Source organism: Kitasatospora sp. NPDC098652 (genome assembly GCF_044760155.1).
Lineage (GTDB): Bacteria > Actinomycetota > Actinomycetes > Streptomycetales > Streptomycetaceae > Kitasatospora.
In genome coordinates, this window is sequence record NZ_JBIWAQ010000017.1 from 1 (window position 1) to 26,567 (window position 26,567).

Here is a 26,567-nt window from a genome sequence, read left to right on the forward strand (position 1 = left end):
CGGGTGCACTTCCGGGACCCGTCGTTCACCAATCTGCAGACGATGGCGGCGATGTGCGAGGGCGGCCAGGTCGCCGACGTGATCGTCGCGGTGGCGAGCATCGACCCGGTGATGGGCGGCGTGGACCGGTGAGGCTCTGACGACGGGCGCGCCGCACGGCTGGGGAGCCCGGGGAGGCGGAGCTCGTGCACCGACCAGGGCGGGCGCCGGCCGTTTCGGGCGGGTCAGCCGGGCGGGGCGGGCGACGGGTGCTTGCATGACCAGGTCGGTGCGACAGGCTCCCGCCCGAGGAGACAGGGAATGACGGACACCATCAGATCATCGGAAGGAACCGCCACCGAGCGGCGGGTGCGGCGCGGACAGGCGGTGCTGGGGTGGTTGAGCACCACCGATCACAAGGTGATCGGGAACATGTACCTGGTCACGTCGTTCGCGTTCTTCCTGTTCGCCGGACTGCTCGCGCTGCTGATGCGCGCGGAACTGGCGCGGCCGGGGCTGCAGTTGATGAGCAACCAGCAGTACAACGAGCTGTTCACCATCCACGGCACGATCATGATGCTGCTCTTCGCGACGCCGACCTTCGCCGGTTTCGCCAACGCCGTGATGCCCCTGCAGATCGGCTCACCGGACGTCGCCTTCCCCCGGCTGAACGCCTTCACCTACTGGGTGTTCCTGCTGGGCGGACTGATGGTCGTCAGCGGCTTCCTGACCAGCAGCGGCGCCGCCTCGTTCGGCTGGTTCGCCTACGCGCCGCTGAACGGCCCCGTCCACAGCCCGGGCACCGGCGCCGACCTGTGGACGATGGGCCTGGCGGTGGCCGGTCTGAGCACGATCCTGGGCGCGGTCAACTTCATCACCACCATCACCTGCCTGCGGGCGCCGGGGATGACGCTGTTCCGGATGCCCGTCTTCACCTGGAACGTGCTGTTCACCTCGATCCTGGCCCTGTTCGCCTTCCCGGTCCTGACCGCCGCGTTGCTCTGCCTGGAGGCGGACCGCAAGTTCGGCGCCCACGTCTTCGACCCGGCCAACGGCGGCGCGCTGCTGTGGCAGCACCTGTTCTGGTTCTTCGGCCACCCCGAGGTCTACATCGTGGCGCTGCCGTTCTTCGGCATCGTCTCGGAGATCCTGCCCGTGTTCAGCCGCAAACCGGTCTTCGGCTACTACGGCCTGATCGGGGCCACCATCGCGATCACCGCGCTGTCCGCGGTGGTGTGGGCGCACCACATGTTCGCCACCGGCCAGGTGCTGCTGCCGTTCTTCTCGCTCGCCTCGCTGCTGATCGCCGTGCCGACCGGGGTGAAGTTCTTCAACTGGGTCGGCACCCTGTGGAACGGCTCGCTGTCCTTCGAGGCGCCGATGCTGTTCTCCCTGGGCTTCCTGGTGACCTTCCTGCTCGGCGGTCTGACCGGAGTGCTGCTGGCCGCGCCGCCCATCGACTTCCACGTGACCGACAGCTACTTCGTCGTCGCCCACCTGCACTACGTGCTGTTCGGGACGGTGGTGTTCGCGACCTTCGCCGGCTTCTACTTCTGGTGGCCCAAGATCACCGGCAGGATGCTCGACGAACGCCTGGGGCGGATCCACTTCTGGCTGCTCCTGCCCGCCTTCCAGGCCACCTTCCTGGTCCAGCACTGGCTCGGCGCCCAGGGCATGCCCCGCCGGTACGCCGACTACCTCGCGTCGGACGGCTTCACCACCCTCAACACCGTCTCCTCGATCGGCGCCTTCCTGCTCGGCGCCTCCACCCTGCCGTTCCTCTACAACGTCTGGTACACCGCCCGGCACGCGCCGAAGGTCACCGAGGACGACCCGTGGGGGTACGGCCGCTCCCTGGAGTGGGCGACGTCCTGCCCGCCGCCGCGCCACAACTTCCACACCCTGCCGAGGATCCGGTCCGAGGGGCCGGCCTTCGACCTCCACCATCCGGAACACTCCCGGCAGGCCGTCGAGGCCGGGGAGGGCGCCCGGTGAAGGCCGAGTCCTACCTGTTCGCCGGGGTCGCCGCGTTCTTCGCCGCGGCCGCCGGGGTGTACGGCTGGTTCGCGCACGAGCCCGCCGGGAAGGCCGCGCTCGTCGTCGCCTGCCTGATGTCGGCCCTGGTCGCGTTCTTCTTCTGGACCCAGCACGTCCGCCGGGGTCGGCGCCCGCAGGACCGTACGGACGCGGAGATCGTCTCCGGTGCGGGACCGCTGGAGTTCTTCGCCCCGCGCAGCTACTACCCCGCGCTCACCGCCGCCGGTCTCGCCCTGTTCGGGACCGGGGTGGTGTACGCGCTGTGGCTCGTGCTGGTGGGCGCCGGGGTGACGGCCGCCGGGGTGGTGGGCGCGATGTTCCAGTACGCCGGCCGGGACGACTGAGCGGGGTCACCCGCCGGGAACGCCGGCCCGGTCGGGCGCCGGAGCCCCTTCCGCCGTCCCCTCCTCGGGCGGCAGCTCGACCCGGTCGCGGTAGAACCAGGCGCTCAACCGACGGCGCAGCCGCTCCCGCCTGGACGCCCCGCGCCCGGGCGGGGGCAGCGGACGCGGCATGTTGCGCACGGTCAAGGTGTAGCGGCGCCCGCTGGGCAGGGGTTCGCGTCCGGCGTGGAACGCGCCCTCGATCGCCTCGCGCACGTACCCCGTCTCCCGGCCCCGGGTCAGTTGGTCCCGGTCGCGGGCCTGCAGTGCGAGCGCCAGGCGCTTGGCGAGCCAGAAGGCGGCGACCGGGCCCGCGAACAGCGCCACCCTCAGCACCCAGTTCAGGCCCTCCACCGGCACGTCGAGCGCGCGCGCCACGACGTCCTGACCGCCCGCCACCAGCAGCACCACGTAGAACACGAAGCCCGCGACCCCGAGCCCGGTGCGGGTGGGGCGGTTACGGGGCCGGTCGCACAGGTGCTGCTCACCCCGCTCGCCGGTCAGCCACCGCTCCAGGAAGGGGTACGCGTAGAGGCACGAGAAGAACAGCAAGGGGAACAGCACGGCGGGCACCAGCGGGTTCCAGGACACCGTGTGGCCCCACAGGCCGGTCTCCGCACCCGGCATCAGCCGCAGTGCCCCCTCGATGAAACCCATGTACCAGTCCGGCTGGGCGTCCGTGGACGCCTGGTCCGGACGGTACGGCCCGTACAGCCAGATCGGGTTGATCTGCGCGAGGGCGGCGGAGAGCGCCAGCACGCCGAAGACCATCGCCAGCAGCCCGACCGTCTGGACGGTGAACCCGGGGAACAGCGGCTTGCCGACGACGTTCCGGTTGGTGCGCCCCGGCCCCGCCCACTGGGTGTGGGTCAGGTGGAAGACCAGGATCAGGTGGGCTGTGACCAGGGCGACCAGCAGACCGGGCAGCAGCAGGATGTGCGCGCTGTAGAGCCGCGGCACGATGTCCTGCCCGGGGAGGTCGCCGCCCCACAGGAAGTAGCTCAGGTAGCTGCCGACCAGCGGCACCGAGAGGATGAAGCCCTGCGCGGTGCGCAGCCCGGTACCGGAGAGCAGGTCGTCGGGCAGCGAGTAGCCGGCGAACCCCTCGATCAGTCCCACCTGGAACAGCGTCAGGCCCACCATCCAGTTCAGCTCCCGGGGGCGGCGGAACGCCCCGGTGAAGAACACCCGCAGCAGGTGGGCACCGATGGCGGAGGTGAACAGCAGCGCGCCCCAGTGGTGGATCTGCCGGATCAGCAGTCCGCCGCGGACGTCGAAGCTGATCGCCAGGGTGGAGGAGTAGGCCGCGCTCACCCGCACGCCGTTCAAGGGGGCGTAGGTCCCGTGGTAGACCTCCTCCGCCATCGAGGGCTTGAAGAACAGCGTGAGGTACACCCCGGTGAGCAGCAGCACGACAAAGCTGTAGAGCGCCAGTTCGCCCAGCAGGAAGGACCAGTGGTCGGGGAAGATCTTGCGGACCAGCCCCTTGGCCCCGTCGAACAGCGGCAGGCGCCGGTCGAGTGCCACCGCGGCCGACTCCGCGACCCGCCCCGCCCGCCGCCGCGTCCGGGCCCTGCTCCTCGACCGCGCCATGTGCCCGCCGCCCTCCGACCGTCCCGCTCGTCCGCGTCCGTCCCGCTCGTCCGACAGACATAGCCCGGGCGGGTACCGGCGGCCGTACGGCGCGCCCCTGGGCGGCGGCTGTCACCCGGACGCCGGGGCCGAGGTGGTCCAGCAGGTGTTCGTCGGGGTGCGCGGTTCAGCCCTCCAGGGCGTCCGCGATGCGGTGCAGCACACCACCGCCGGTCGGGTGGCGCGGCGCGGTCTCGCGTACGGCCTGCATCCGCTCCCCCAGCTCGCTCAGTTCCTTGCGGCCCAGGGTGGCCCGCACCTTCGGGAACCAGTCGGCCTCCTCCTGCGCGATGTGGCGTTCGACGGCGTCGATCAGGACGGCGGTCTTGGCGTCGTAGCCCTCGTCGTCGGGCGACATCCGGCTCAGCTCCTCGCAGAGCAGGTCGGCCACGTGGTGCTCCTCCTTGGCCCGGTCCATCTCCTCGGCGAGGCCGGCCACCTCCTGGCGGATCCTGGGGTAGACCAGTTCGTCCTCCAGGTAGGTGTGGACGGTCAGCGCCTCGATGATCTGGTGGACCGTTCTGGCCCGCGCCGGGCCGTCGCCGTCCTGGGCCAGCCCCCGGTACTCGCGGAACAGACCGCGGACCTCCTTGTGGTCCTCCCGCAGGAGGACGATCGCGTCGTTCGACATCACAGGGCTCCTCGTCATCGGCTCCCCCGGGAGTCCGGCGTGTCCCCCGGCAGGACGGAGCCAAACGCGGGCCGTCGGCGGATCCGGGCCGACGGTGGATTCCACCCGGATCCGCCGCCGGGAGGATTACCGCCCTCGATCCGGGGCAGCCGCACCGTACGTCCCGGCTCCGGAACGACCACCGGGACGGCCAGCGCCACCCACCGCGGCGACCGGTTCCCCGGCCGGGCGCCGCGGTGGGTGGGTGGCTGCGTTTGCGGCTGCGGCTGCGGCTGCGGCTGCGGCCAGGGTGGTCGCCTGCGGAGGTTTCCCGGCGCCACGCCCGGATAGCCGCTCCGCTGAGGACGACCCGAGGAACCCACTGAGGAGCCGAGGCTGTTATGACCGCGTTCGGATACTTCCTGTCCTGCGAGGAGTTCACCCCCGCCCAACTGGTCGACCAGGCCAGACTGGCCGAAGAGGCCGGATTCACCCGCCTCGCCATCTCCGACCACTACCACCCCTGGAACGACGCCCAGGGCAGCAGCCCCTTCGTCTGGGGCGTGATCGGCGCGCTCTCGCAGGTCACCCGGCTCCCCGTGACGACGCTGGTGACCTGCCCGACCGTCCGGATCCACCCCGCGATCGTCGCCCAGGCGGCCGCTACCGCGGACGTGCAACTGGAGGGCGGCCTACGGCTCGGCGTCGGCACCGGCGAGGCGCTCAACGAGCACGTACTGGGCGACCGGTGGCCGCCGTTCGACGTGCGGGCCCAGATGCTGGAGGAGGCCGTCACGGTGATGCGAGAACTGTTCGCCGGAGGGGTCGTCAGCCACCAGGGCACCCACTACACCGTCGAGAACGCCCAGCTCTACACCCCACCCAAGGACGGCCGGCTGCCCGTGTACGCCTCGGCGTTCGGCCCCAAGGCCGCCGAGCGGGCCGCCGGGTTCGCCGACGGACTCGTCACCATGACCCCGGACGAGGAACTGATCGGCCGCTACCGGGCCGCAGGCGGCGGCGGTCCCGTTCTCGGCGGCGTCAAGGTGTGCTGGTCGAGGGAGCGCGAGCAGGCGGTGAAGACCGTCCACCGGCTCTGGCCCAGCGAACTGCTGCCCGGCGAACTGGCCCAGGTCCTGCCCACCCCACGCCACTTCGAGCAGGCCACCGAACTGGTCACCGAGCAGATGGTCGCCTCTGCCGTGACCTGTGGCGACGACCCGCAGGAGCACGCCGACCGGCTGCTCGGCTACCGCGACGCCGGCTGCGATGAGGTGTACGTCGGCCAGATCGGCCAGGAACAGGAAGGATTCTTCGACTTCTACCGCGAGCAGGTACTGCCCCGGCTGAACTGAGCGAGCAGCTGGGCTGAGCGACCGGCTGGGCTGAGCCACCGCCCGCTCCCGGAGACGGCTCCGGGAGCGGGCGGTGGATCGCGAAGCACCGGACGCCTACCGGTCGACCGGGGGTTGCGCAAGCAGGCTCTCGTCGAGGCCGGCCAGCAGTTCGGCGGTGTCGCGGTGGACCTCTGCCGCGCCGGCGCCGAGGAGTTCCAGGGCGGAGAAGCCCCCGCTCTCGACCGCGATGCACGGAACCCCGGCCCGGGCGGCGGCGGTGACGTCCCAGACGGTGTCACCGACGAACACGGCGTGCTCGGGCTCCGTCTCCGCGCGGTGCAGAGCGGCCTCGACCAGGTCCGGCGCAGGCTTGGTCGCGTCGACGTCGTCACTGACCGTGGCGGCCGCGATGACGTCGTCGGCGTCGAGCGCACGGCGCAGCACCGTGATCTCCCGTTCGGAGGCGGAGCTGGCGAGCACCACCTTCCAGCCCCGCCCGGCGCAGGCGCGCAGGAGGCGTGCTGCTCCGGGCAGCGGCGTGATCGCCGGCCAGTGGCGGGCGTAGAGGGCGTCGTGGGCCGCCGTGATCGCGTCGTCGTCGCCGTGGTCGCGGTCCTCACCGAGCACGTGGTCGAGCAGCTGGTCGGCGCCCATGCCGACGGCCCGGTGGACCCGGGCGGACGGCACGGTCCGTCCGTACTGCCGCAGCGCCTCCCACCAGGCGAGCGTGTGGAAGTACGTGGTGTCGAGCAGGGTCCCGTCGACGTCGAAGAGCGCTGCCGCGGTCCTCGTCATGGCATCTCCTCCAGGTCGGGGGAGCCCCGGACGGGGCTCCGCTCCCCCAGGGCGGCTATCCGCTGCGGGGGCCCGGAAACGCCGGAGCGGGCCGGTGGGGGCCGGAGCAGTCCGTTCGGCCCTGTCGGATGCGGCCACCCCCGCCCGGTCCGCGTGTTCCGTCGCCGTTCTCGACCTGCGCCCGGGCGACGGGGACGGCATCACCATTGCCGAGAACTGCGCTCCTACCGCCCCCGCGCGACCGGCCCGGCCGCCCTCGCCGGGGAGGCGCTCCAGTGGCCCTGCTTCGTCTACCTGGCCGCAGCCAGGAAGCAGAGCGGCGCGGCGACGCCGCTCGGCCGCACGTCCACCTTCCTCGGCGTCAACCCCAACACGACCTGGAGGCCGCAGTACTGACGGAACGCCAGAGTCAGGGAGGTGGGCGGCTTCCTCATCAGGCTGCGGATCGTCCGCTTCCTGCACAGCCCCGATGTCCGGCGCACTCGAGCACCGGGGGCAGCCACACGGGACGGCGCGCGGCGCCGCGGTCCGTCAGGCCGAGGGCGGTGCCGTCACGGCCTGGACGCGGGCCTCCAGGGCAGCCCTGGCCGCGAGCGGGTTGATGTCGGCCCGGCGCTCCCGCTGCATGGCGGTCAGCCGGGTCACCACCAGGATCGCGGCGATCGCGGCGACGAGCCGCAGCGCCGAGCCGCCGGCCTCCAGCCGGAGGCCCGTGCGCAGGGCCTCGAGGTCGATGGAGTCCGTCACGTCGAAGCGGGTGCTCTTGACGGCGGCGACCCAACCGAGGATCAAGGAGCCCATCCAGGTCAGCCACCACACCGCGACGATGCCCTCCGACGGCGTGCTGCGCCTCCCCTCGGCGTCCAGCGGCGCGCTGGCCCGCCAGCAGTCCACCATCAGCTGCCAGGGGAACCAGAGAAAGACGACCGGGGTGAACCAGCCGCCGATGGTCCAGCCGCGCCCGAGGCGGTGCCCGTTCGGCAGCAGCAGGTCGGCGTTCCCGCGGGTGCGGTGGAACCAGACGATGAACAGCACCACGGTGGCCAGGCCCAGGGGGCGGGACACCGTGCTCAGGGTGTGCGCCGCGGATTCCAGGGCCGCCAGGTCATCGGGGTCGGGGCCGTCCGTCCCGTCCAGCAGCCGTCCCGCGAGCACGTCCAGCCAGACGTCCAGGACGACCACCGCTGCCGCCGCCACGGCGCCCAGGCCCAGCAGGACGGAGAGCGCCGAGGCGAGGCCGTTCGCCGGCCTCAGCGCGGCCGCCCATCCGGGGGCCGCCTCCGCGCAGCCGAAACAGCGTCCGCTGTCGGTCCCCACCGGACGCGCCCCGCACGCCACACACACCATCGGATCGTCAACTCCTGGAATCGCCGGGCGGCTCGACCGAGCGCGCCGGTTCGCCACCGCCCCGACCGGGACGGGCGCGCCGACTCTAGGGGATCCGCGACACCGGCTGCCAGTGGGTTTTCCCAGCTCAGGGGCGGTATCGCCAGATACCCCGACAGATCGCACCGCTGCGGGTGGAGCCGGCTCGGTGCCGATGATCCGGTGCCCGGCGCCCGGACGGGGAGCGAGCGGCGGACGGCGCTCGCGGCACGCCCCGGTTCCGCGCGCGCCGCGGCCCCGACGGCCGGGGCTCCGTCGGGGCCGGGCGGGTCGCGGGGAGGTCAGGGGCACTGCTTCCAGGCGAGGTGGTAGGTGGTGTTGATGCTGCCGTCGGTGGAGTCCATCGCCATGAAGCTGGTGGTGTGGGCCTGGTCGGAACTGCCGCCGGAGACGCGCAGTTCGGTGTTGATGTTGAAGTTGCGCTCCTCGCCGCAGGGGGCGAAGACCAGGGCGGCGACGTCGACGGTGTCGGTGGCCTGCCAGTTGTCGTCCCTCGGGCCGTCGAAGCGGTGGCTCTGGTAGCTGGTCCGGGGGTCGCCCTGGAAGTAGTAGTTGGCCCGCTCGGTGCCGTACGCGCCCTGTTCCAGGTGGGCGAAGCCGCGGTAGTCGGCGGAGGCGATGGCGTAGGTGAAGCCCTGGGGGACGTGGACCTGCAGGTCGAGTTGGCAGTTCTTCCGGAAGTCGGTCGGCTTGGAGCCGACGCCCACCTGGGCGAGGTAGCTGCTGTACGTCACGGTGAAGGCGGTGTTGTCCGGCGAGACGGCGACGGCGGCGGTTCCGGCCGGACAGCCGGAGCCGTTGACGGTCGCGACGTCGATGACGATCCGGTCCGGCGGGGTCGGCAGCGAGTCGCCGCCGAAGGTCGAGGTGCCGACCAGTGCGGCGGTCGCGGTGGCGGCGACGGCCAGGGTACGGAGCAGCATGGGCTTCCCCTTCGATCGTCCACGGAGGTACGGGGGCGGAGCGGCGCGCGGCGGCGCAGGGCGGCGCGACGGCGCTGCGGGCGAGGCCGAACGCGGCCCCCTCTGACTTGACGTGGCTATGTCAACACATCGCGCGGACGGTGCACAAGGGGTGACGCATGGTCACTGTCGGCGGGCCCGGCGGCCCCCCGGGTGACCTGCGGGCGTGGGGCGCGGCTCGGACGGATCGGGCGCCCGCATAGTCGGAGGACTGATCACACCTTCCGATCGCGAGACGAGACGACCGTGCCCCTCCCCCGCCGCCGGACCGCCGTCACGGCCCTCGCCCTGCTGCTCGCCCTCCCCGGCTGCGGCGCCCCGGCACCGACGCCGAACCCCGCCGCGACGCCCGCCGCGAACCCGACAGCCACGCCCGAGGCTCCGAGCCAGACCCCCACCGGCCCGAGGCCGTTCACCCTGGTCGCCACCGGCGACGTCCTGCCGCACACCGAGATCATCCAGCAGGCGAAGGAGGACGCCGGCGGGACCGGCTACGACTTCACCGCCATGCTGGCCGGCGTCAGACCGCTGATCAGCGGCGCCGACCTGGCCATCTGCCACATGGAGACCGTCTACGGCGCCGACGGCGGACCGTACACCGGCTACCCGGCCTTCAAGTCCCCGCCCCAGGTCGCCAAGGCGCTCCGGGACGCGGGCTACGCCTCCTGCGACACCGCGTCCAACCACACCCTGGACGACGGCCCGGCCGGCATCCGCCGCACGCTCGACGCGATGGACGCCGTCGGCCTCGCCCACACCGGCTCCGCCCGCACCGCCGAGGAGGCCGGGAGGCCCGCGCTGCTGCGGGCGGGCGGCGCGACGGTGGCCCAACTCGCCTACACCTACGGCACCAACGGCATCCCGCTGCCGAAGGGCGAGCCCTGGGCCGTCAACCTGATCGACCGGGACCGGATCCTCGCCGACGCCCGCGCCGCCCGGGCCGAGGGCGCCGACCTGGTGGTGGTCAGCATCCACTGGGGCACCGAGTGGCAGGACGCCCCGAACGAGCAACAGCTCACCCTGGCGCGCGAGTTGGCCGCAGCCGGACAGGGACCGGGCCGCCCCGACGTGGACCTGATCCTGGGCACCCACGCCCACATCCCACAGGCCTACGAGAAGATCGGCGACACCTGGACGGTCTACGGCCTCGGCGACCAGCTCGCCGGGCACATGTTCACCTACGACGGCGCCGAGGACCCGCGCGGCAACTGGAGCTCGCTCGCCCGATTCACCGTCAGCCCGCCCGCTGGGCCGGGGCAGCGCTGGACGGTGAGCCGGGCCGAGTTCGTCCCGCAGATCACCGACCTCGGCCCGCCCTACCGGGTACTCGACCTGCGCGAGGCCGTCCGCAGTGACCCGGGCCGCGCCGACTGGGCCCGCGCCCTGGACCACATCCGCACGGTGGTGCTCAGCCGTGGCGCCGGCGCGGCGGGCCTCACCATGGCACCGTGACGACCGCCGGGCACCGTGACGACCGCCGGGCGGCCGGCCCCGGGCAGCCCGACGTCCGGGCAGCCCGACCTCCGGGCGCCCTGACGGCAGGCCCGCCCTCCGGGAACCCGACCCGGGGGCAGGACGGCGGACCGGCTACGGCTTGCGCCCCACGCCCCCGTACACCGAGACCTGGCCGTCGAGCCGCTGCGCGGAGTCGCTCAGTTCGGGGTGCCACTGGTTGATCAGGACCACGCCGGGTTCGTCCAGCTCCAGGCCGGTGAAGAAACGTTCCACCTCGGCGTGCGACCGCGTGTGGACCTCTATCCCGGCCTCCGCGTAGCGCCGGGCCCCCGCCTTGGCCGCCTCCGGCGCGTTGTCGGCCGTGCCCGCGCTCAGCGCGAGGAAGCTGCCGGCGGGCAGGGCGTCCACGAGCTTTCGGACGGGCGGGTGCGCGGCCTCGTCGGAGAGGAAGTGCACGATGTTGATCAGCGTCAGCGCGACCGGCTGGGTCAGGTCCAGGGTGGCGGCCACCGCAGGGTCGGCCAGGAACTTCTCCGGCTCGCGCAGGTCGCCCTCGACGTAGGCGGTGCGCCCCTCCGGGGTGCTGCTGAGCAGCGCGCGCGAATGGGCCAGCACGATCGGGTCGTTGTCGACGTACACCACCCGGCAGGACGGGTCGACCGCCTGGACGATCTCGTGCAGGTTCGGCGCGGTCGGAATGCCGGTGCCGACGTCCAGGAACTGGCGGACGCCGTGTTCCTCGGCCAGTCGGCGCACCATCCGGTGCATCACGGCGCGCGCGGCGGCCGCGGCGGTCCGGGCCTCCGGGAGGTCGGCGAGCACCCGGTCGCCGACCTCGCGGTCCGCCGGGAAGTTGGTCTTCCCGCCGAGCAGGTAGTCGTAGACCCGCGCGGAGTGCGCCCGGTCCGTCCGCAGGTCCACCTGCGGCGGCTGCTCGAAGTCCACTTCGGTCAGCCAGCTCTCCGGCCCGTTCCCGTCCATCGTCGCCCTCCCCGTCCGGCGTCTGGTCCGGACCACTCAACCACAGGACGTGAACGTCCGTCAGGCGGTTCCCGGTGTCCGCTGAACCCCGGGTTCCGTCTCCCGGAGCGCGGCGGTGAACGAGGGCACCCGCATCGCCGTCAGCAGGCCCAGCGCCGGCCCCGCCGTGCAGACCGTGACGTAGAACGGGATCAGCCCGAGGTTGCCGTGGGAGTCCAACCACGCGGCGAGCAGCGGGAAGGTGCCGCCGAAGGCCGCGATGGTGGCCGCGTTGACCACGCCGAGGCCCACCGCGCGCACCTCGGTCGGGAACAGCAGCCCGGTGAACACGTTGAGCGTGCCCAGCACCATCGCCACCATCATCCCTAGCAGCACGGCCACGAGTTGGAAGGGCAGCCAGCCCCCGCGCAGCCCGGCCAGCAGGAACCCGACCAGCGGGACGGGCAGTGCGAACCCGATCCGGGCGACCGGCAGCAGGCCGAAGCGGTCGGCGGCCGCGCCGGTGAGCAGCATGGTGACCAGCACCACCGCCAGCACGACCGTCATGAAGGAGGCCGCCCGCTCCTTGTCGATCACGTGGTAGGCGGCGGCGTACTGCGGCAGGTAGGTCAGCGCGAAGTAGTAACCGACCGTGCCGCCCAGGGTGTTGAGGAAAACGGTGAGCACCGCCCAGCGGTGGTCCCGGAGCGTGCGCAGGAACGGCGGGCGCCCGCCCGGCCCGGCGGCGGCCCGGGCCCGCTGGAACTCGGCACTCTCCGGCGCGGCCCGCCGCACCCACACCGCGGCCAGCCCCAGCAGCGCGGCAGCCACGAAGCCCAAGCGCCAACCGCCGTTCTCCAGACCGGACTTGCCGATGGTGTGGATCAGCAGGGTGAGCACCCCGAAGGAGAGCAGCGAGCCCAGGATGATCCCGCCGTAGGAGACCGAGCTGAACGCGAAGCGGTGCCGGGGCGGCGCCGTCTCGGTCACGTACGCGGCCACGCTCGGCGCCTCCCCGCCGAAGGCGAGCCCCTGCACCACCCGTACCACCACGGCCAGCACCGCCGCCCAGACGCCGATCGTCCGCTGCCCCGGCAGGACGGCGAGGCCCAGGCTGGCGACGGCGATCACGGCCATGCCGAGACTGAGGGCGAAGCGCCGCCCCCGGGTGTCGCTGAGCCGGCCGATCAGGTACGAGCCGACCGGGCGGGCGCCGAAGCCGACCGCGAAGGTGGCGTACGCGGCGAGCGTGCCGCTGACCCCGCCCTTGCCGTGGCCGAAGAGGTCGGCGGCGAAGTAGGGCGCGAGCACGGCGTACACGTTCCAGTCGAAGGACTCGACCACCGACCCCACCGTCGCCGCCGCCAACTCCCGTCGCCGGCCCCCGTCGTGCACCCCGTCGTGGGCGGGGGCGGTATCGATGCGATCTGTCATGGCGTCAGCATGGCACCGTTCGACCTGCGGCGGAATCGGGTTCGGGCCCGGCTCCGGCGGGAGCCCGGCGGCCGGTCCGCGGGTGGTTCGCGGGCGGTGCGCAGCTGGTGCGCGGGCGGCGCGCGGGCGATCCGTAGCCGGCGCCCGGGCGGTGCGGCGACGAACCGCGGCCGGTGCGGCCGCGAGCCGCGGTACCCCCGTAACCGCGCCTCGCCGCCGGACCGGCCGGTCGGCAGCCGTGGTCGGGCCGCCGGACGGGCCCGACACCGTCGGGCCAAGCCTTCATCCTCGTCCCGGGTCGCGCACGACGACCACGACGTTGACCTGACGTTGACCTGACACTTGGCCCCGGGAGGACTACGCTCATGCGCGATCCGGGTCGGCCGGGCGGGGCGGCGACACGGTTCGCAGGGGATCCGGAGGGAACGGATGGGGGCTGCTGCTTTCGCCGCGCTGCTGCGCGAGCGACGTCTGTCGGCGGGGTGGAGCCAGGACGAACTGGCGGACCGCTCGGGGGTGTCGACCCGGTCGATCAGCGCACTGGAGGCCGGTGGCCGCCGACCCCGGATGTCCTCGGTGGTCCGGCTCGCCGAGGCCCTCGGGGTCGACCCGGACACCCGGGCCCGCTGGCTGGCCGCCGCCCGGGAGACCGACGCACCGGCGGCCGGGCCGGCCCCTGCGAGCACTCCGCCACTCCCCGCCCCGCCACCACCGCTGCCCTCGCCGGGCAGCTCGGGGCCACAGCAACTCCCCATGGCGATCCGGCACTTCACCGGCCGGGCCCGCGAGCTCCGCGCCCTCGACGCCCTGCTCGCCGACGTGACCCCCGGCTGCGGCGCGGTGGTGATCTCGGCGATCGCCGGCACCGCCGGAGTGGGCAAGACCACCCTCGCCGTGCACTTCGCCCACCGGGTGGCCGACCGCTTCCCCGACGGCCAACTCTTCGCCAACCTGCGCGGGTTCGACCCGGCCCGGGCCCCGGTCGACGCCGCCGACGTGGCCCGCGGCTTCCTGGAGGCCCTGGGCGTGCCGGCCCTGCGCATCCCCGCCGATCCGGACGGACAGCTCGCGCTCCTGCGCAGCCGGCTGGCGGGCACCCGGACGCTGATCGTCCTGGACAACGTCCGGGAGGCCGAGCAGGTCCGCCCGCTGCTGCCGGGCTCCACCACCTGCCTGGTCGTGGTCACCAGCCGCAACCGGCTGCCCGGACTGGTCGCCCTGGACGGCGCGGTGCCACTCGCCCTGGACGTGCTCTCCCGCGAGGAGGCCCGCGAACTGTTCGCCCGCCGCCTCGGTGCGACCGCCGTCGCCGAGCAGCCCGACGCGGCCGACGAGTTGATCGAGCTGTGCGCCCGGCTGCCGCTCGCCCTGAACATCGCCGCCGCCCGGGCCGCCGACCACCCCGGCATCCCGCTCGGGGTGTGGGCGCGCGAACTGCGCGACTCCCGGGCCCGCCTGGACCTGCTGTCGGCGGGCGACAGCCACGCCGACGTCCGGCTGGTGCTCTCCTGGTCCTACCGCGCGCTGGCCCCGCAGGCCGCCCGGCTGTTCCGGCTGCTCGGTCTGCACCCTGGCCCCACCATCAGCGTGCCGGCGGCCGCGAGCCTCGCGGGCCGCCCGCTGACCGAGACCCGCGCCCTGCTGGAGGACCTCCACCGGGCCCACCTGATCACCGCGCCCGAGCCCGGCCGGTACACCTTCCACGACCTGCTGCGCGCGTACGCCGCCGAACAGGCGGCCGCCCTCGAACCGCCGCAGGGACGGGCGGGGGCGACGCGGCGGATGCTCGACCACTACCTCCACACCGCCCACCGCGCGGCCTGCCTCGCCTACGCCGACGACGCGGCCTGGCATCCGTTCGACCTCGCCCGCCCCGCCGCCGGGGTGACACCCGAGCAGCTCGCCGACCGCCGGCAGGCGCTCGTCTGGTACCGGGAGGAACAGCCGGTACTGGAGCGGGTCGTCGACGCCTCGCACGCGGCCGGGGCCGACCTGCACACCTGGCAGCTGGTCGGCGCCCAGGTGCCTTACCTGCTCAAGTCGGGCCTGTGGCAGCAGTGGCAGCGCGCCGGCGAGACCGCGCTGGCCGCCGCCGAACGGGCCGGCGACCCCGGCCGCCGGGCCCACGCCCACCGCTGGCTCGGCCAGGTGCACCGCTCCCAGGACCGCCAGCCCGAGGCCCAGCGCGAACTGCGGCTGGCCCTCGCCCTGTTCGAGGAGACCGGCGACCGGCCGCGCGAGGGCCGGACCAGGCTCGACCTCGCCATCGCCCACGGCGAGGTACGGGCCGACGCCGAGGCGGTGGCCGAGTCCCGCCGGGCCCTGGCACTGTTCGAGGAGCTCGGCGACCCGTCCGGGCAGGCCCTCGCCCTCAACAGCATCGGCTGGTACCTGGCCCAGCAGGGCGAACTGCGCGCCGCGCTCACCCACTGCCGGCGCGCCCTGGACCTCGCCCGCGAGGTCGGCAACCTGCCCAGCCAGGCCTCCATCTGGGACAGCATCGGCTACATCCACCACCAACTCGGCGAGTACCACGAGGCGCTGCCCGCCTACCACGAGTCCCTGAGCCTGCGGCGGGCGGTCGGCGACTACTTCCTCCAGGCCGACATCCACACCCACCTCGGCGACACCCACCTCGCCCTCGGCGACCCGGAATCCGCCCGAGCCGACTGGATCCTCGGCCTGGCCATCCTCGACGACCTCCAGCACCGCGACGCCGAAGCCGTCCGGGCCCGCCTCCACCGCCTCGACGCCACTCCGGGAGCAACCCGATAACGGGCGGCATCACGCGGGGACGTGTGACACCATCACCTGCCGAGTGAGCGAGAGCCGGATCCCGAGCCGAGCCGAGCGGCCGGGCCGGCACTCGAAACGCTCTGGGGCGTGTCTGACTGTTCCCGCCGGGCGCGCGACGCCGGGGTGGGGCCGGTGCGGCGGGCAGGCCGCCGCACCGGCCCCGGGGGCTCACGCCGAGGTGCCCGTGCGGCCGCGGCGGGCGAGCAGCACGCCGGCCGCCGTGCCGAGGACGCCGACCACGATGCCGGCGATGCCGAGGCCGCGGGCGGTGGAGTCGCTGCTGTCGGCCTTCGCCGCCGCCGTCTCCGCACTGGCCTTCGCCGTCGCACTGCCCGTCGGCGCCGGGGTCGCGGCGACGGCGCTGTCCCCGTCGGCGGCCGCGGTCGTCAGGTGCAGCACCGGGGCCGGGTTCTTCGGCTCCGGCCGGCCGGCCTGGGGTTCCTCGATCCAGCGCACCACGTTGCCGTCGCTGTACGTCTGGAGGGCCTTGAAGACGACCTTGTCGGTGCCCTCGGGCAGCGCGCCGAGCTCGACGGTGAAGTCCTGGTAGTGACCGGGGGTGATCTGGCCGCCGGTCCAGATCACCTGGGAGACCACGTCGGTGACGTCCCCGTCGTCGGTGTGGATCGGGGTGGCGAGCTTGGTCGTGGTGATCTTGTCGGTCCAGCCGGGCACCGTCGTGACCAGGGCGGACGGGATGGGGTGGTCGGTCGGGAAGTCGATCTCCACCTGGACGGTGCTCTTGGTGTCGTCCTCGTTCGGCACCCGGAAGGCGAAGGTCCGGTCGGTGGCGTTCTTCGGGACGCTGGACGGGTCCACGATGACGTGCGCGGAGGCCGTCGTGGCGGCGGCCAGTACGGTCGCGGCCGCCAGGGCAGCGGCGGCGGTCAGGCGGGTCATGGGGGTCAGGCGGGGCAGGCGGGGCAGGCGGGTCGGGCGGGTCATGGGGGAAGTTCGCATGATGCGGTTGTTCTCCAGAGGAGGGCACGCGTGATCGCGCACGGGCGCCCGGCGGGCCGGTGTCCGAACCGGGCCGTCGTCGCCGCCGTACGAAAGCTCGCGTGCGGTGGGTGATCCAGGGGGTCGGGAGGACGGCCGTGCCCGGGAGCGTCCCCGCTCCGGTCACGCCGTCGCGCACCCCGGCGGACCGCGCCTGATCACCGTGTGCCGCAGGAAGGCCGAGCACGCCCGGCCCGAGCGGTCGGCGCCCGACGCCCGGCGCACCGCGTCCCCGAGGACGTCGAGCCCGTCCCGCAGGGCCGTGAACAGGGCCAGCGCACCTCGGAGTTGCGCCGCGCAGGCCCGCCCGGCGGCCTCGGCGACGCGGGCCGCGATCCGGACCAGGGCCCACACCGCCGCCTCGCCCCGGCGCAGCCACCAGCCGGCGGCGAGGGTCGCGGCCAGGTGCGCCAGGACCATCGCGGGGCTCAGCCCGGCGAGCGTCGCATGGCACCAGAAGCCGAGGTGGGTCGCCGCGACGGCGGTGTGGTGGGTGGTGCCCGCGCCCGCGCTCGCCGTGACGTGCGTCATCGCGGCGCCACGGCGATCGGCCATCCCCTGCATGCCGGGCATAGAGGAGATACCAGTCATACCTGCCATGCCGGGCATGTCCGGCATCCCGGCCGCCCCGGCAACCCCGCCGGTGCCTCCCCGCGCCGCCCCCGGCTGCCCGGCGCCGACCCCGGCACCGGCCGCAGCCCCGGCCGCGTGGAACAGCAGGTGCAGGCCCAGCTGGCCGCCCAGCAGACCGCCGACGATCGCCCGGGCCGAACGCTCCTGCCGCGCACCGAGCACGGCGACCGCCGCGACCAGCACCCACCCGAGCAGCAGCACGCCGGGCGGCAGCCGGTCCCCCGAGGCCAGCACGTGCCCGGCGGCGGACAGCACGAGGCAGACCGTCGCGAAGGGCAGGGCCCGCAGCACGCGAAGGTCGAGGGCGGCGGCGCGCACCGGCAGTGGTGCGGGCCCGGCGTCGAGGTCGGTCATGGCGGCGCCATCATGGCACGGGATCCCGGTGCCCTGTCGGGGACTCCCCTGATTCGTCCCCGATCCGGCGCCCGGCGGCGTTTCGGCCCGCCCGGCCCGGGCTACCACAGCGGTACGACCCGTCCGGGAGACCGGGCCGCAGGCCTTCATCGCGGCACGCCGGAAGGGTAGTTGAGCTTAAGCGGATCTTCAGCAAGGCCCTGCCATCCTGACCGAGCCGCGGTTCGCCGCGGCCCCAGCCGCTGCTCGTCGCACCAGGCGGCATCCCCCGCGCCCCGGCCGCGCCCGGGCACCGGATCGTGCCCGGACGGGCACCGGAAGCCACCCGCCCCTGCCCCGTCACCGCCAGAGGATCGGCCGACCGTGTCGCAACTCCCGCACCTCCACGAGGCATCGGCGCACCACGCCGAAGCGTCCCGCCCGTCCGTGCCCGCCGCCGGGCGCGTCGTCATCGTCTCCGCGAGCGTGGGCGCCGGGCACGACGGCGCCGCCGCCCAGCTCGCCCTGCGCCTGGCCGGGTCGGGCCACGCCGTCGACCGCTGGGACTTCCTGGACCTGGTCCCCGCCGGGCTCGGGCCACTGGTCTCGGAGTGCTACCGGCGGCTGCTGACCGTCGCCCCCTCCGCCTACCAGCGGATCTACTCCAGCACCGAGTCCACCGGGCGCCCGGGCGCGCTGATCCGGCTGATCCAGCGCAGCACCCACCGCAAGCTGCTGCGATCGCTCCCGCCGGACACCCGCGCCGTGGTGGCCACCTACCCGATCGCCGGGCAGGTGCTCGGCACCCTGCGCGGCCGGGGTCGGCTGGCGGTGCCCGCCGCGGTCTACCTGACGGACTTCTCCGTGCACCCGCTCTGGGTGGCGCCCGGCGTCGACCTGCACCTGGCGGCCCATCCCGTCCCCGCCGAGCAGGCCCGCGCGCACGGGGCCGAGCGGGTCACGGTCGCGGGCCCGGTGGTCGACCCCCGGTTCACCCCGACCACGGAGGCCCTGCGCACGGCTGCCCGGGCGCGGTTCGGACTGCCGCCGGGCGCGCCGCTGGCCCTGCTGGTGGCCGGCTCCTGGGGGGTGGGCGAGGTGGCGAGGGTGGCCGCCGAGGTGCGCGCCACCGGGGCGGCGGTGCCGGTCGTGGTGTGCGGGAAGAACCGGGCCCTGGCGGAGCGGCTACGGGCGGACGGCGTCGAGCACGCCTTCGGCTGGGTCCGGGACATGCCCGGCCTGATGCACGCCTGCGACGTGCTGGTGCAGAACGCCGGGGGCCTGACCTCGCTGGAGGCGTTCGCCTGCGGCCTGCCGGTGGTCAGCTACCGCTGCATACCCGGGCACGGCCTGACCAACGCGGCCGCCCTCGACCGGGCGGGCCTCGCCCCGTGGGTCCGCGACCCGGCGCAGCTCGCGGCCGTCCTCGCCGCCATGGCCGACGGGCCCACCGGGCGCCGGTACCGGGAGGCCGGACTGGCACTGCACCGCGACGCGTCCGGGCCGGCGGAGGCGATCGCGGCCATCGCGGCCATCCCGGCCGGTGGCTCCCCGGCCGTACGGGCCGGCGGCGCATCCCCCGCCGTACCGGCCGACGCCGCGCCCCCGGCGCACGCCGCACCGCCGCCGCTGATCCCCGCGCAACGCCGCCGCCCCGACCGGGCAGCCACGCCCGCCCCCGGCCGCGAGTCCGCCCTCGCCTCCACCCCCGCCTCCACCCCCACCCCGCGCCGCGTCGGCCGCCGCCCCGACCTCCGTCCCGGCCGACGCGTCGGCCTCGTGCTCGCCGCCCTCAGCGCGACCGCCTGGCTGTCCACGGCCGGCGCCCAACTCGCCGTCGCCTACGGCGGGTTCGACGCCGTCGACGCCAGCCGCACCGGCCGGGCCTTCCTCGTGGTGCACCCGCCGCACGGCGGGCACCTCGACGACGCCACCCTGAGCGCCCTGTCGGCCGTGCAGGCCGCCGTCTCGGTCGACACCGACGAGGCCGCCGCCGACCCGGCCGAGGTCCGCCGCTTCGCGGCCGCCGGGCTCACCCTGGTCAACGCCGGCTACGGCCCGCCCTACCGGAGCGGGATCGTCACCCGCCGCAACTCCGTCGACGCCGGGGCCGACGCCCTGCGCTCCGCCACCGGCGCGGGCAGCTCCTTCTTCCTCTCCAGCCGGGACGTGGACGCCCTCGACCTCGGCCTGGCCGCCTACCACCGCGAGCACCTGGTCGTGCCCGACCTCCGGATCGCCTGCGGCAGCGCCGTCACTCCGCAGCTGAGACCCGGCCAGATCGTCCTGGTCGAGTGCGGCAGCGCCGATCCGGCCGGGCTCACCACGACCATGAACCGCCTGCTCACCTCCCACCGCCCGCCGCACCTCGGCGCGCTGACCACCCTTTCCTGAGGCCCCCATGAAGCCCCGCGTGCTCCCGCTCCTCGGCGCCGCCGCTGCCACCGCCACCGTCGCCGCCACCGCGCTCCACGCGGCTCCCGTGCTCTCCACCTACGGGCCGCTGCGCAACCGCCTGCTGCCCCGGCTCGCCGGGACCGGGCGCCCCGACCACGTTGCCCTCACCTTCGACGACGGCCCGGACCCGTCCTCCACGCCCGCCTTCCTGGCCGTGCTCCAGGAGCGCCGGGTGCACGCCACCTTCTTCCTGCTCGGCTCGATGGCCGTCCGGGCGCCCGCACTGGTGCGGGAGATTGCGGACGCCGGGCACGAGCTCGCCGTGCACGGCTGGGCGCACCGCCCGCTCCTGCTGCGCGGCCCGCGCGCCGCCTTCGAGGACCTGCGCCGGGCCCGCGACACCGTCGCCGACCTCACCGGCACCGCACCGCACTGGTTCCGGCCCCCGTACGGCGTCATGAGCGCGGGCGCCCACCTCGCGGCACGCCGGCTCGGCCTGACCCCGGTGCTGTGGACGAGCTGGGGCGAGGACTGGACCGGCCGCGCCACCCCGGACACCGTCCACCGCACCGTCACCACGGACCTGTACGGCGGCGGCACCGTCCTGCTGCACGACTCGGACTGCACCTCCGCCCCCGGGGCCTGGCACTCCGCCCTCGGCGCCCTCCCCCGGCTGCTCGACCACTGCGCCGCCCAGGGCTGGCAGGTCGGCCCGCTCCGCGAGCACGGGGTCGGGGCGGGGCCCCGAGGCAGCGCGACCTGAACCGAACCCGCCGACGGAACCCGACCCGACGCGTCCAGCCCGACCGGCCCGTCAGCCCAGAACAGCCAGTCAGCCCGAGACGGACTGCGGCCCGGCCGCGATGCGGGCCGCCCTGGCACACACCCGCCGCAGCAGCGCGTTCAGCTCGGTGCGCTGGCCCTTCGTCAGCGGGGCCAGCAGGTCCTCCTGGACGGTGGCGGCGTCGCCGTGCAGCCCTTCGAGGGCGGCCTCGCCCGCAGCGGTGAGGGTCACCACCTCGTGGCGGCCGTTGACCTGGACGACCATCGACTGCACCAGCGCGGCCGACAGCAGTTCGTCGAGCGCCCGGGACACCTCCGGCTCCGGCAGGCGCAGCCGGGCGGCGAGGTCGGGCCGGGCGTGCGCGCCCTGCCGGGACAGCGCCGAGAGCACCGCCAGATGGGTCTGGCCCATCCCCCGGGCCCGCCACCGGTCCGCCAGCAGGCCGTCCGCCGCCCGGCCGGCCGCGGACAGCAGGTAAACCGTCTGCTCGAAGGGGCTCGACGATCCCTTCCGCCCGTCGTACACGTGCCGTCCAATCGCTGGGGAGGGTTGCACCACCTCCGGTCCGGGCCCCGGAGTGCCGACGCCCACGCCCGCGCCGGGCCGAGTCGTACCGGCGGTGAGCAGTACGGAACGCGCGGCGGGCGCGAGGACCACGGGCACGCGGCGCTGCGGACAGGCGGGAGCAGCCACACCCTACCCAGGGTCGACGGCTTCGGTCTACATCGTTGTCGTCGAACCGTGAGGTCACCGGCCCTGGACCGCGCACCCGGGCCGGGTCGCGGCCTGACCGCCGGTCGACGTACGTCCGGGCGTCGGACCGTGTCGCTCGTATAGAGACCTTCCGGGCTACCACATACTCGCGATCGCTGTTCGAGAGTGCGCGCGCTGCACCCGGCAGCCGCCCCGAGCCCGCCGGAGGACCCATGACCACACCCCCGAACACCCCCGCCCCCGATCCGGTCGTCGCGAATCCGACGTACCTCGCGGACATCCGCACCTACTTCCGCCCCGAGGACGTGGCCCACATGGCCGCCAAGGGCATCGACCTCGGCACGTACGACGGAGTGAAGCAGAACGCCCTCACGATCTTCGCCCACACCGCGCCCCCCAACGCGGACATGCCCCCGGACGCGGCGGGCAAGTGGAGCGCCAACCGCTCGCAGACCTTCAAGAACTGGATCGTCAACGGCTTCCCGCTCGGCACCTCGACACCGGTCACGACGGCACCCGGCGGGGCGGCCCCGGCCCGGCTGCGCAAGGACGTCACCACCCTCACCGACGCCGAATTCGCCCTCCTGACAACAGCGTTCAACGGCGTCATGGCCCGCTCCACCACCGCCCCGGACGGCTACTTCACGCTGGCCGGGCAGCACGGACTCCCGAAGGCCTGGTGCCTGCACCACGAGCCCCGCTTCAACCCCTGGCACCGCGTCTACCTGCGCGAGTTCGAGGACGCGCTGCGCTCCGTCCCGGGCTGTCAGGACGTGACGCTCCCCTACTGGGACATCTCCACCCCGCTGCCGGACCGCCTGCAGCACCCGCCGTTCGACCGGTACGTCCTGCCCGCCGACCCCGGCGCCATGGCGACGCCGCCGGTCCCCGACACCTTCCCGTACACGACCCAGCGCTACTCCGTCGCCGACATCACGGCGAACCTTGAGCGCTTCGGCGTCCTGGCCGAGATCGCCACGTCGATGGCCCAGTCCCTCTGGGGCGCGTCCGACATCAACGGCTACCAGAAGTTCTCGATCCAGTCCCACGACGGCGGCCACGGCTCGGTCGGGCCGACGATGGGCGTCCAGGAGGTCTCCGCCTTCGACCCGGTCTTCTGGTTCTACCACTGCAACATCGACCGGCTGTGGCTGAGCTGGCAGACACGCAACCACGCGACCACCCTGGCCGGGTTCCGGACCACCCTGGCCGGCGGGGACGAGAGTTGGCTCACCGACCCGCACTTCAACTCGCTGCCGCCGTTCACCGCGACCGCCGACCAGACCATCGCCACCGACATCGGGTACGACCGACTGGACCTGCCCACCCACGCGGAGACCGTCATGGAGAACCTCTCCGGCAGCATCGACGCCGCCCGCACCTTCTCCTTCCGCAGCGCCGACCCGGTCTCGGTGCGGGTGAAGGGCATCGACCGGCTGAACATCCCGGGGTCGTTCATCATCAGCCTGCTCGCCAACGGCGAGCCGGTCGCGGAGCGGTTCTTCTTCCAGCCCAACAACCCGCGCCAGTGCGCGACGTGCGTCAAGCACGGCACCGTCAACATCGACTTCCGGCTGACGAGGGAACAGATCCTCGACCGCGCCCTGACCGTCCGGATCGACGTCCCGGGCCACTCCGGGGAGATCGGCACCGCCTTCCCACTCGGCCAGGCCGGCAACCCCACTGTCAACGCCCGCCTCCTGGTCGGCGAGGCGTAACCGCGGCCACGCCCGTCGCTCTCTCCCGTTCGCCCGTTCGCCCGTTCGCCCGGGAGCCCTGGATCCACCGGGCTCCCGGGCGAACGGGGCTCAGCGGGCTCAGCGGGCTCAGCGGGCTCAGCGGGCTCAGCGGGCGAACTTCTGCTTCGCCGCCGGGGTGACGGGGGTGAAGAAGTTGACCAGGTTGCCGTCGGGGTCGCGGAACAGCAGCGAGCGGTTGCCCCAGGGCATCGTGGTGGGACCGGCGACGACCTCGGTGAGGACGGCGCTCAGGTTGCGGTGGACGCGGTCCACGTCGTCGACGAGGAACTCGGTGATCACGCTGTGGTTGTCCGCCGGGCGGGCCGAGCCGGGGGCGAACAGCGGGACGGTACGGGTGCCGGCGATCGCGAGGGTGGCGCCGCCGATCCCCAGTTCGGCGAAGTCCTCGGTGGCCCACACCGCCCGCACGCCGGTGGCCTGCTCGTAGAAGGCGACGAGGCGGGCGACGTCGGCGGTGATGATGCGGATCGAGACGAAGTGCACGGGGATCTCCTTGGCTGAACCTGAAACGGGACTCGGGAACCTGCACGACGCAGGCTAGGCGGGATACTGGACAGAATCGGTCCGCTATTCCGCCTAGGCTGCGAACATGCCCCGACCCACCGCCCGCGTGCTGACCCTGCTGGAACTGCTGCAGTCCGGCGGCACCCGGACCGTCGCCGAACTCGCCGACCGGCTCGGTGTCCAGGGGCGCACCGTACGGCGGTACGTCGACCAGCTGGGCGAGCTGGGCGTCCCCGTGGAGTCGGTGCGCGGCCGTTACGGCGGGTACCGGCTCGCCCCCGGGTACCGGCTGCCCCCGCTGATGCTCGGCGAGGACGAGGCGCTGGCCGTCCTGCTCGGCCTGCTCGCCGGCCGCCGCGCGGGCCTGAGCACGGCGGAGCGCACGGCGGGCGAAACGGCGGCGGCGAAGATCCGACGGGTCCTGCCCAAGCACCTCGCCCGCCGGCTCGACCCGCTCCTGGACGCCCTCGCCTTCACGGACCGGCCCGGCGAGTTCGACACCCCGGACGCCGAGGTCCTGCTCACCCTCGCCGACGCCGTCCGCCACCGCCGACCGGTCTCCCTCCACCACACCGGCCGCGACGGGCGCCGCACCGAGCGCACGCTGCACGCGTACGGGATCGTCGCCCACGCGGGCCGGTGGTACGTCACGGGCCGGGACGCCCGGCTCGACGAGGACCGGACCTTCCGGCTCGACCGGATCGCGGACGCCCGCACCCTGCCCGGCTCCTTCGACCTGCCCGACGGCCCGGATCCGGCGGAGCGGGTGCTGTCGGCGTTCGCCACCGCCGAGTACCGGCACGAGGTGACCGTGCGGATCCACGGAACGGTCGGGCAGATCCGCGCCGGGCTCCCGGCGAGCGTCGCACGCCTGGCGGATGGCGCTCCCGAGGACGACGCTCCCGAGAGCAATACTCCCGACGGCAATGCTCCCGAAGGCGACGCGACGGTCGAGCGCTGGCGGGTGGTCGAGCTGCGGGTGGAGCGGCTCGACTGGTTGCCCGCCGTACTCGCCTCGCTGGACCGGCCGTTCGTCATCGAGCGGCCCGACGAACTGCGGGCCCGCGTCGCCGCTCTGGCCGATCGCCTCGCCTCGTACGCCCGTGACCGCACCCCCGGACCCGCCTGAGCCGCGTCGCCGCACCACCCGGGCGGGCGGTACGGCGACGCGGCCTTCGAGCGGTGGGGGTCAGTAGCTGGTGAGGCCGAGCTGCTGGACGCCGTTGGTCTGGTCGGTCCAACCACCGGTCAGGCCGCCGTCCTTGACGATGGCGTGACCGTCGGTGGACAGCACGCCCACCCGGCCGGAGGCGCGGTCCAGCTGGAGATCGGCCACGTTGTTGGTCTCCGGCGTCCACCCCGCCAGCAGCCCGCCCTCCTTCACCGAAGCCGTCCCGTCGTTGAACACCACACCGACCCAGTCGCCCGACAGCCGAAGCTGCTTGACACCGTTCGTCTGGTCCACCCAACTACCGGCCAGGCCACCGTCCTTGACGATGGCGTGACCGTCCTTGGTCAGCACACCGACCCGGCCGGCGGCACGGTCCAGCTGGAGATCGGCCACGTTGTTGGTCTCCGGCGTCCACCCCGCCAGCAGACCGCCCTCCTTCACCGAAGCCGTCCCATCGTTGAACACCACACCGACCCAGTCACCGGACAGCCGAAGCTGCTTCACGCCGTTCGTCTGGTCCACCCAACTACCGGCCAGACCACCGTCCTTGACCACCGCATGCCCATCCGTGGTCAACACCCCCACCCGACCCGCACCCTGGTCCAACTCGAAGTCGGCAACCCCACCCCGCTCATCCACCCACGGCGCGTTCAGATCCCCCTCCTTCACATACAGCTCACCACCGGTCGTCAGCACACCGATCCAACTGCCACTCACCTTGAACCTCGCCAACCCCCCACCCCACTCCGGACTCCACCCCGCCGTCAGCGCCCCCTGCTTCACCGTCAACGCACCGTTCTGCAACACCCCGATGCGGGAGTTCCGGGCACCCGTCAGGCCGGCGGGACTGATGTAGGCGCTGATCCGCATGTTGACGGCGGTGGGGACCGAACCGACCGGGACTTCGGCGGCGCCGAGGGTGAGGTTCTGGACGGTCGCGGTGCGGGCGAAGGCGGCCTCGTCCGAGCCCTGGCCTCCCCAGTCGCCGTTGGTGGTGAGGACGGATCCGTCGGCGTTGACCTTGGTGACGAGCCCGACGTGGTCGGCGCGCCCGGCGCCGTTGTAGTTGTAGAGCACCGCATCGCCGAGCTGGGGCCGGTAGTCCGGCCCCGTGTGGAGGGTGCCTCTGGCCTGCCCGTAGGCGTAGAAGGTACCCGAGGAGGCGGTGAGCCCGGCGACGTCCAGGCCCGCGTTCTGCCAGACCCAGATGGCGAAGTCGGAGCACCAGTACTCGGGCTTGCAGCTGGAACCGAAGGACGTGCCACCGAGGCTGTTCGGTGCGCTGTTGACCACCGAGCAGGAACCGGCGCCCTTGCCGGCGTTGTTCAGGGCCAGGGTGGCGAGGTCGCTTCCGGTGGCGGCGGAGGCGGAGGGCGCGGCAAGGGTCACGCAGGCGCCGAGCAGCGCGGTCGAGAGCGGGACGGACAGCAGGCGCAGGGTCCGGGACATGGTGATGAGCTTCCTCTCGTTGATGATCCGTCGGGTGTGGTGGTTCTGCGGCACGTG

The 26,567-nt window shown here is 73.8% G+C and carries 21 protein-coding genes and 1 pseudogene; 10 read left to right on the forward strand and 12 right to left on the reverse strand.

All coding sequences use genetic code 11. The annotated features are described in order from the left end of the window. The 3 genes and pseudogenes from ACIQWA_RS29390 to ACIQWA_RS29400 form a co-directional block, all read left to right on the forward strand. Positions 1 to 132 (forward strand): annotated as a pseudogene (locus ACIQWA_RS29390) (NADH dehydrogenase subunit D); the annotation flags it as partial. Positions 133 to 300: 168 nt separating this feature from the next. Further along, positions 301 to 1,974 (forward strand): cytochrome c oxidase subunit I, encoded by a 1,674-nt coding sequence (ctaD, locus tag ACIQWA_RS29395; RefSeq protein ID WP_402487605.1) that lies wholly within the window; start codon positions 301 to 303, stop codon positions 1,972 to 1,974. After that, positions 1,971 to 2,360, forward strand: coding sequence for a cytochrome c oxidase subunit 4 (locus ACIQWA_RS29400; RefSeq protein ID WP_360246081.1), 390 nt, complete (start codon positions 1,971 to 1,973; stop codon positions 2,358 to 2,360). Before ctaD ends, ACIQWA_RS29400 begins: the two co-directional genes overlap by 4 nt. A gap of 6 nt (positions 2,361 to 2,366) precedes the next feature. Here ACIQWA_RS29400 and ACIQWA_RS29405 read toward each other — a convergent pair whose 3' ends face one another. Next, entirely contained in the window at positions 2,367 to 3,992 is a 1,626-nt protein-coding gene (locus tag ACIQWA_RS29405) for a cytochrome bc complex cytochrome b subunit (RefSeq protein WP_402487607.1), read from the reverse strand. A gap of 166 nt (positions 3,993 to 4,158) precedes the next feature. Next, positions 4,159 to 4,662, reverse strand: a complete 504-nt coding sequence (locus ACIQWA_RS29410) for a hemerythrin domain-containing protein (protein ID WP_402487609.1) — start codon at positions 4,660 to 4,662, stop codon at positions 4,159 to 4,161. Positions 4,663 to 5,042: 380 nt separating this feature from the next. On the opposite strand from ACIQWA_RS29410, the gene ACIQWA_RS29415 reads away from it, so the two are divergent. Further along, complete coding sequence (locus ACIQWA_RS29415; protein WP_360246072.1) at positions 5,043 to 5,996, forward strand: TIGR03557 family F420-dependent LLM class oxidoreductase; 954 nt, start codon at positions 5,043 to 5,045, stop codon at positions 5,994 to 5,996. Between the two features lie 96 nt (positions 5,997 to 6,092). Here ACIQWA_RS29415 and ACIQWA_RS29420 read toward each other — a convergent pair whose 3' ends face one another. The 3 genes from ACIQWA_RS29420 to ACIQWA_RS29430 all read right to left on the reverse strand — a co-directional run bounded on the left by ACIQWA_RS29420 (position 6,093) and on the right by ACIQWA_RS29430 (position 9,082). Then, entirely contained in the window at positions 6,093 to 6,773 is a 681-nt protein-coding gene (locus tag ACIQWA_RS29420) for an HAD family hydrolase (protein WP_360246069.1), read from the reverse strand. A gap of 531 nt (positions 6,774 to 7,304) precedes the next feature. Beyond that, positions 7,305 to 8,090 (reverse strand): DUF4328 domain-containing protein, encoded by a 786-nt coding sequence (locus ACIQWA_RS29425; protein ID WP_402487612.1) that lies wholly within the window; start codon positions 8,088 to 8,090, stop codon positions 7,305 to 7,307. 350 nt (positions 8,091 to 8,440) lie between these two features. Then, positions 8,441 to 9,082 (reverse strand): DUF4360 domain-containing protein, encoded by a 642-nt coding sequence (locus ACIQWA_RS29430; RefSeq protein WP_360245324.1) that lies wholly within the window; start codon positions 9,080 to 9,082, stop codon positions 8,441 to 8,443. A gap of 285 nt (positions 9,083 to 9,367) precedes the next feature. On the opposite strand from ACIQWA_RS29430, the gene ACIQWA_RS29435 reads away from it, so the two are divergent. Continuing rightward, positions 9,368 to 10,573 (forward strand): CapA family protein, encoded by a 1,206-nt coding sequence (locus ACIQWA_RS29435; RefSeq protein WP_402487614.1) that lies wholly within the window; start codon positions 9,368 to 9,370, stop codon positions 10,571 to 10,573. 135 nt (positions 10,574 to 10,708) lie between these two features. Here ACIQWA_RS29435 and ACIQWA_RS29440 read toward each other — a convergent pair whose 3' ends face one another. Together ACIQWA_RS29440 and ACIQWA_RS29445 are read right to left on the reverse strand one after the other, a co-directional pair. Next, positions 10,709 to 11,557 carry an SAM-dependent methyltransferase gene (locus tag ACIQWA_RS29440; protein WP_402487616.1) on the reverse strand — a complete coding sequence of 283 codons (849 nt, stop codon included), beginning with the start codon at positions 11,555 to 11,557 and terminating at the stop codon, positions 10,709 to 10,711. A gap of 60 nt (positions 11,558 to 11,617) precedes the next feature. Next, positions 11,618 to 12,970, reverse strand: a complete 1,353-nt coding sequence (locus ACIQWA_RS29445; RefSeq protein WP_402487618.1) for an MFS transporter — start codon at positions 12,968 to 12,970, stop codon at positions 11,618 to 11,620. Positions 12,971 to 13,399: 429 nt separating this feature from the next. On the opposite strand from ACIQWA_RS29445, the gene ACIQWA_RS29450 reads away from it, so the two are divergent. Then, positions 13,400 to 15,745: an ATP-binding protein gene (locus ACIQWA_RS29450; protein ID WP_402487619.1), complete on the forward strand. Its 2,346-nt coding sequence runs from the start codon at positions 13,400 to 13,402 to the stop codon at positions 15,743 to 15,745. Between the two features lie 189 nt (positions 15,746 to 15,934). Here the strand turns inward: ACIQWA_RS29450 and ACIQWA_RS29455 are convergent, their stop codons facing one another. Both ACIQWA_RS29455 and ACIQWA_RS29460 read right to left on the reverse strand, forming a co-directional pair. Continuing rightward, positions 15,935 to 16,726 (reverse strand): YcnI family protein, encoded by a 792-nt coding sequence (locus ACIQWA_RS29455; RefSeq protein ID WP_402487621.1) that lies wholly within the window; start codon positions 16,724 to 16,726, stop codon positions 15,935 to 15,937. A 162-nt stretch (positions 16,727 to 16,888) separates the two neighbouring features. Then, entirely contained in the window at positions 16,889 to 17,752 is an 864-nt protein-coding gene (locus tag ACIQWA_RS29460; protein ID WP_402487623.1) for a hypothetical protein, read from the reverse strand. A gap of 363 nt (positions 17,753 to 18,115) precedes the next feature. On the opposite strand from ACIQWA_RS29460, the gene ACIQWA_RS29465 reads away from it, so the two are divergent. Continuing rightward, positions 18,116 to 20,125, forward strand: coding sequence for a glycosyltransferase (locus ACIQWA_RS29465; protein WP_402487625.1), 2,010 nt, complete (start codon positions 18,116 to 18,118; stop codon positions 20,123 to 20,125). 7 nt (positions 20,126 to 20,132) lie between these two features. Continuing rightward, the gene (locus tag ACIQWA_RS29470) at positions 20,133 to 20,891 is read left to right on the forward strand and encodes a polysaccharide deacetylase family protein (protein ID WP_402487627.1); all 759 of its coding nucleotides are present in this window, start codon (positions 20,133 to 20,135) and stop codon (positions 20,889 to 20,891) included. Positions 20,892 to 20,960: 69 nt separating this feature from the next. Here the strand turns inward: ACIQWA_RS29470 and ACIQWA_RS29475 are convergent, their stop codons facing one another. Beyond that, positions 20,961 to 21,437, reverse strand: coding sequence for a MarR family winged helix-turn-helix transcriptional regulator (locus tag ACIQWA_RS29475; protein ID WP_360245354.1), 477 nt, complete (start codon positions 21,435 to 21,437; stop codon positions 20,961 to 20,963). 401 nt (positions 21,438 to 21,838) lie between these two features. Between ACIQWA_RS29475 and ACIQWA_RS29480 the strand changes: the two genes are divergently transcribed. After that, positions 21,839 to 23,344 carry a tyrosinase family protein gene (locus ACIQWA_RS29480; RefSeq protein ID WP_402487629.1) on the forward strand — a complete coding sequence of 502 codons (1,506 nt, stop codon included), beginning with the start codon at positions 21,839 to 21,841 and terminating at the stop codon, positions 23,342 to 23,344. A 126-nt stretch (positions 23,345 to 23,470) separates the two neighbouring features. Here the strand turns inward: ACIQWA_RS29480 and ACIQWA_RS29485 are convergent, their stop codons facing one another. After that, positions 23,471 to 23,869, reverse strand: coding sequence for a VOC family protein (locus tag ACIQWA_RS29485; RefSeq protein ID WP_360245363.1), 399 nt, complete (start codon positions 23,867 to 23,869; stop codon positions 23,471 to 23,473). 106 nt (positions 23,870 to 23,975) lie between these two features. On the opposite strand from ACIQWA_RS29485, the gene ACIQWA_RS29490 reads away from it, so the two are divergent. Continuing rightward, entirely contained in the window at positions 23,976 to 25,019 is a 1,044-nt protein-coding gene (locus tag ACIQWA_RS29490; protein WP_402487631.1) for a helix-turn-helix transcriptional regulator, read from the forward strand. Positions 25,020 to 25,079: 60 nt separating this feature from the next. Here the strand turns inward: ACIQWA_RS29490 and ACIQWA_RS29495 are convergent, their stop codons facing one another. Further along, complete coding sequence (locus ACIQWA_RS29495; protein WP_402487633.1) at positions 25,080 to 26,564, reverse strand: CHAP domain-containing protein; 1,485 nt, start codon at positions 26,562 to 26,564, stop codon at positions 25,080 to 25,082. Between the last annotated feature and the right edge of the window lie 3 nt (positions 26,565 to 26,567).

Excerpts from the sequence above, each read along its gene's own strand:
- ctaD (WP_402487605.1), top strand. The coding sequence starts at position 301 with ATGACGGACACCATCAGATCATCGGAAGGAACCGCCACCGAGCGGCGG.
- ACIQWA_RS29405 (WP_402487607.1), bottom strand. The coding sequence starts at position 3,992 with ATGGCGCGGTCGAGGAGCAGGGCCCGGACGCGGCGGCGGGCGGGGCGG.
- ACIQWA_RS29410 (WP_402487609.1), bottom strand. The coding sequence starts at position 4,662 with ATGTCGAACGACGCGATCGTCCTCCTGCGGGAGGACCACAAGGAGGTC.
- ACIQWA_RS29415 (WP_360246072.1), top strand. The coding sequence starts at position 5,043 with ATGACCGCGTTCGGATACTTCCTGTCCTGCGAGGAGTTCACCCCCGCC.
- ACIQWA_RS29420 (WP_360246069.1), bottom strand. The coding sequence starts at position 6,773 with ATGACGAGGACCGCGGCAGCGCTCTTCGACGTCGACGGGACCCTGCTC.
- ACIQWA_RS29430 (WP_360245324.1), bottom strand. The coding sequence starts at position 9,082 with ATGCTGCTCCGTACCCTGGCCGTCGCCGCCACCGCGACCGCCGCACTG.
- ACIQWA_RS29440 (WP_402487616.1), bottom strand. The coding sequence starts at position 11,557 with ATGGACGGGAACGGGCCGGAGAGCTGGCTGACCGAAGTGGACTTCGAG.
- ACIQWA_RS29445 (WP_402487618.1), bottom strand. The coding sequence starts at position 12,970 with ATGACAGATCGCATCGATACCGCCCCCGCCCACGACGGGGTGCACGAC.
- ACIQWA_RS29450 (WP_402487619.1), top strand. The coding sequence starts at position 13,400 with ATGGGGGCTGCTGCTTTCGCCGCGCTGCTGCGCGAGCGACGTCTGTCG.
- ACIQWA_RS29455 (WP_402487621.1), bottom strand. The coding sequence starts at position 16,726 with ATGCGAACTTCCCCCATGACCCGCCCGACCCGCCTGCCCCGCCTGCCC.
- ACIQWA_RS29460 (WP_402487623.1), bottom strand. The coding sequence starts at position 17,752 with ATGACCGACCTCGACGCCGGGCCCGCACCACTGCCGGTGCGCGCCGCC.
- ACIQWA_RS29470 (WP_402487627.1), top strand. The coding sequence starts at position 20,133 with ATGAAGCCCCGCGTGCTCCCGCTCCTCGGCGCCGCCGCTGCCACCGCC.
- ACIQWA_RS29480 (WP_402487629.1), top strand. The coding sequence starts at position 21,839 with ATGACCACACCCCCGAACACCCCCGCCCCCGATCCGGTCGTCGCGAAT.
- ACIQWA_RS29490 (WP_402487631.1), top strand. The coding sequence starts at position 23,976 with ATGCCCCGACCCACCGCCCGCGTGCTGACCCTGCTGGAACTGCTGCAG.